The organism is Paenibacillus tyrphae (genome assembly GCF_027925525.1).
Taxonomy (GTDB): domain Bacteria; phylum Bacillota; class Bacilli; order Paenibacillales; family NBRC-103111; genus Paenibacillus_G; species Paenibacillus_G tyrfis_B.
The window spans coordinates 1-3,711 of the sequence record NZ_BSDJ01000066.1 but is presented as its reverse complement, the minus strand read 5'-3'; the positions used below and the strand labels follow the sequence as shown (position 1 = coordinate 3,711).

The window sequence follows — 3,711 nt, the reverse complement described above, 5'->3', positions numbered from 1 at the left end:
ACCACATCATCATAAGAAAGTAAAGGCTTGGGCAGACGAAAACAACGTTGAGTTGGTCTTCACACCGACCTACGCATCCTGGCTAAATCGTATTGAATGCCACTTCGCACCACTTCGTAAATTTGTACTGGAAGGTAGCGACTTCAGGGAACATAAAGATCTGGGTTCAGCCCTTCAAGCTTATCTGCGATGGCGAAATAAAAACAAACGTCATGCTGCTATTTTACGTGAGCAAAACAAGATCAAGGTTGTCTGATGAGGCACTAGGACATACAATACAACAGAAATATAAACTCGATATGAACGACAACGGGTTCCCGCACGCAAGAAATCCCCGCCGGACCGACGGGGATCGTCAACAATATTCGAAATCGGAGAAGCAGGCGGCTTGCCCTGCATAGCGGCCATCCTCATCGGTGATATTCCAAACCATTGCCTTCTTAATATAAAATCTTCGTCCGCTGCGGGAGATGCGGATTCCGGTGTAATCGTCGGCATATCCTTGCTCCTGCACCTTCTTCAACAACCGCTCGCGCTGCGTGCGCTCCATCTCTTCCGCCGTATACCTCGACGGGGTACGGGTGAACATCTCCCAATCCATCTCCCACAAATGCAGCGCTGCTTGGTTGCCGTAGTTCAACACCGGGTCGTCCTCGGTCCCATGGGACAACACGACAATCGGCGACAGGAACAACCGCTCGGCCATGCTGCCGGCGCTTTCCGGTTCCGGAAGCAGTTCGTTTCCCGTCAACCGGCGATAACTGCGGACGAGCCGTTCCGCATGGTCGGAGCCGGCCCCAATGCCTTTATTCGGCAAGATCATACTTGACGCTCCTTGTTCTCCAGCATAGAGCTCATCATCTCGATCGCTTCCTCTTCGTCGGCGCCTTTCGTCTGGATCGTCAATCTCGTCCCACGCCGGATCGGAATGAGCATCATCCCGAGGATGCTCTTGGCATCGAGCTGCATACACTCCGCCTCGAAACGGATTTTGATATCAGAACGGTATTGATTGGCATACTGAACGATTTGCTGCAAATATTCGGGCCGCAGATCATCGGAAATAACAATTTCGTGTACTCGCATGATACGCCTCCGGTACATATTAATGGAAAGAGTATATAAAGTTGACTGTATTATACTGCAATTCCAAGGAGGGGAAAACGTTTGCATGCCCATTTTTTCCCTTGCCGGGAAAATACGCATATTTCTCGTCTGTTCTTGCGGCGCATGACAAATAGCCCCGCAATCTTAAACGGAACGGAGCGTACGTTTAAGCTGCATCCCTCTTTGGCGGCTCGGCCGTCATCGCATATCTTATGCCTTAGACCCGGAGCTTTGCGTCCCCGCTTTTCAACAGGTTTGCCTTTATCAGTGAAGATGTCTTCTGCGTCCTTGCCCTGCAAGCGGCGCTTGATAAAATTGTAAGCCTTCTCGCTAAAATATGTCAAGTAATTCCTTCACACTCTGGAAGCCCGTTCCTGCATATACAGCAACCGCCCAGCCGGAATCGGATCCGGCCGGGGCATTAGATTGAACCGGTCGGGCAGCTTTCCTATAGCTTCCTTTCGACGTGGCAAAACATTTACATCGGCTTCAGCATTTGTTTAAAAGTAAACGCCAGCTTCAAACGAAGCAGATCGTTAATTTTTTTGTAATCGACTTCCAGCAGCTCGCCGATCTTCTCCAGCCGGTAAGCCGCCGTATTGCGGTGAATCAGCAGCTGCTTGGCCGTCTCGTTAACTTGCCCGTCGTTCTCAATGAACGTTTCCAACGTACGCAGCATTTCCTGCGAGTATTCCGGGTCCTTCTTCAACAGCATCTCGAGCACCTCGTTGACGTATGTCTGCATATGCTCCTTGGGGATATGCTGGAACAAGTACGCGAGCTCGACCGTCCCGAATTGCACCACGGCATCCCGAATGCCGAGCCGGTCGGCCAGCCGGGCCGTCTCCAAGCATTCTTTGTACGCATCCCGCAGTTGACCCGGTCTGTTCTTCTTATTGCTGATACAAATCCGAAGCGGAGCACCGCAGTTCTCCTGCAGCACCCCGCGCAGACACGTACGCAGCAAGTCGGGGAGCTTCCCGTCGGCCCCGGGGGCATCGGCCAGGATGACGGAGAACAAGCCCTCCTGGATGCAAAAATGAATAATGGCCATCTCCTTGAGCTCCGGATGATACTGCATTTCTTCAAGGATATTCCGCAGCAGCCTGTCCTTCTCCACACCGCCCGCATCCGGCGACATCAGGGCGAGCAGCCCCCGATACGCGCCTTGAAATAGCGGAATGCCCCGCCGGGCCGCTTCTTCCGTCAGCGCTTCAATCGTACCGCTCCCCCGCAAATAGCGGCTCAGCAGCACCCCCAAATCGTTTTGCGCCGCGTGGTTTCGATACTCATTGAAGATCACTCCCATATGATACGAAATGATCTCCGCTGTTTGCAGAAACAACTCTTCCTCCACCTTTACCGGAACGGGATTCTCCGGAAAAATGACCATATAGCCAATACACTCCTCGTGTTCCGTAAGCGGAACACGAAAACATCGGCTCTCTTCCACAAACGCCCACTGCGCTTCTTTCTCCCACGGCCAGCCGTGCAGCAGCTGCGAAGCTCCGAAAGACGTCGCATTGAATACGAGTTGACCGCGGGAACCGACAACGGCAATCGGATACCCTAAGATAGCCAGAAGTTTTTGAAAAAAATGGTTTATCCGATCCGGCCTAAGTGCGAATTGCATCAGCCTTTTTTGTTTTTCGAGCACGGTGTGAAGAATTTGCGTATGGTAGTGCATTTCGACATGAAACAGTCCGTGCAAATGGTCGGAAAAAGAACATTCGTAAGGCAATTTGATCAGAGGGAAATCGAGGCGGTTGGCTTCTTCAAGGATCGGCTCGGGCACTTCGTCCCAAGAGCGGCCGATCTTAATTCCGAGTGCAGCCGAGCGGCGCTGGTTCAACTTGCGAAGCAAAGGAATAGCATCATCCGGGACGTCTTTCATCCAATAAGCGGTCGTGAATACCATCTCGCCTTCCTTGATCCAATCGGCAATATCCGGCGTATCCATGACTTTAACCGACTTCACGAGGCGCGACGCACCGCTTTGTCCGGCAACAAGCTTTCCTTCGGACAACGGATAAATGGACAGCACTTGTTCGACGGTGATGTTCATTTCGTTTCTTCACCTCCTGGAATGGTCTTTTGGCGGGTCTGATTTGATTCCGACGTAACCCCATGCAACAAGCTGTATCAAGATTAGGTTACATGATAAATGTGTTTTTTAGGTGTATGAATTTAACGAATCGTAGCACCTGGGCAAAGTGGCGGCCGGTGCATCTTTTCCTGTCATGAACGAGTCGTTAACCGGCGGATACTGGAACGTGAAAGGCGTGCATTAAAAAAAGGAGCCTGACATGTGCAGGCTCCAATCTCGCAAGTCCATCAATTTTAAAACGCGCCCGTCACATAAGTCGGCAAACCTAACACGATCACTGTTAAATCAAAAGAAAAATAACGCAAAAACCCAACATTAAACTAACATGATAATAATACTATAATATCCCAAAATCAGCCATCGTTTTTTTCGTTGGAGCGGAGCGGTCAAATCTATTCGTTTATTTGGCCTCCCCACTTTCCTGGCCAACGAAAACCAAAAGATCCCTTGTTACAATAGCCATTGTTGTTTTCGATACGCATGCCGGTACGATCAAC

The 3,711-nt window shown here is 50.7% G+C and carries 4 protein-coding genes and 1 riboswitch; of the genes, 1 reads left to right on the top strand and 3 read right to left on the bottom strand.

Annotation, left to right across the window (positions count from 1 at the left end; translation table 11 throughout):
* Window positions 1-256: transposase (locus QMG93_RS34825; RefSeq protein WP_281944488.1), on the top strand; the 256-nt coding region annotated here is incomplete at its 5' end.
* Window positions 257-355: 99 nt separating this feature from the next.
* Here the strand turns inward: QMG93_RS34825 and QMG93_RS34820 are convergent.
* The 3 genes from QMG93_RS34820 to QMG93_RS34810 form a co-directional block, all read right to left on the bottom strand.
* Window positions 356-823: an MEKHLA domain-containing protein gene (locus QMG93_RS34820; protein ID WP_281944487.1), complete on the bottom strand. Its 468-nt coding sequence runs from the start codon at window positions 821-823 to the stop codon at window positions 356-358.
* Window positions 820-1,086 carry an HPr family phosphocarrier protein gene (locus QMG93_RS34815; protein WP_054975354.1) on the bottom strand — a complete coding sequence of 89 codons (267 nt, stop codon included), beginning with the start codon at window positions 1,084-1,086 and terminating at the stop codon, window positions 820-822. Before QMG93_RS34815 ends, QMG93_RS34820 begins: the two co-directional genes overlap by 4 nt.
* Before the next feature lie 203 nt (window positions 1,087-1,289).
* A riboswitch (cyclic di-GMP riboswitch) is annotated at window positions 1,290-1,377 on the bottom strand.
* Between the two features lie 208 nt (window positions 1,378-1,585).
* A complete protein-coding gene (locus QMG93_RS34810; protein WP_281944486.1) occupies window positions 1,586-3,172 on the bottom strand; it encodes a PucR family transcriptional regulator in 1,587 nt (528 codons plus the stop codon).
* Between the last annotated feature and the right edge of the window lie 539 nt (window positions 3,173-3,711).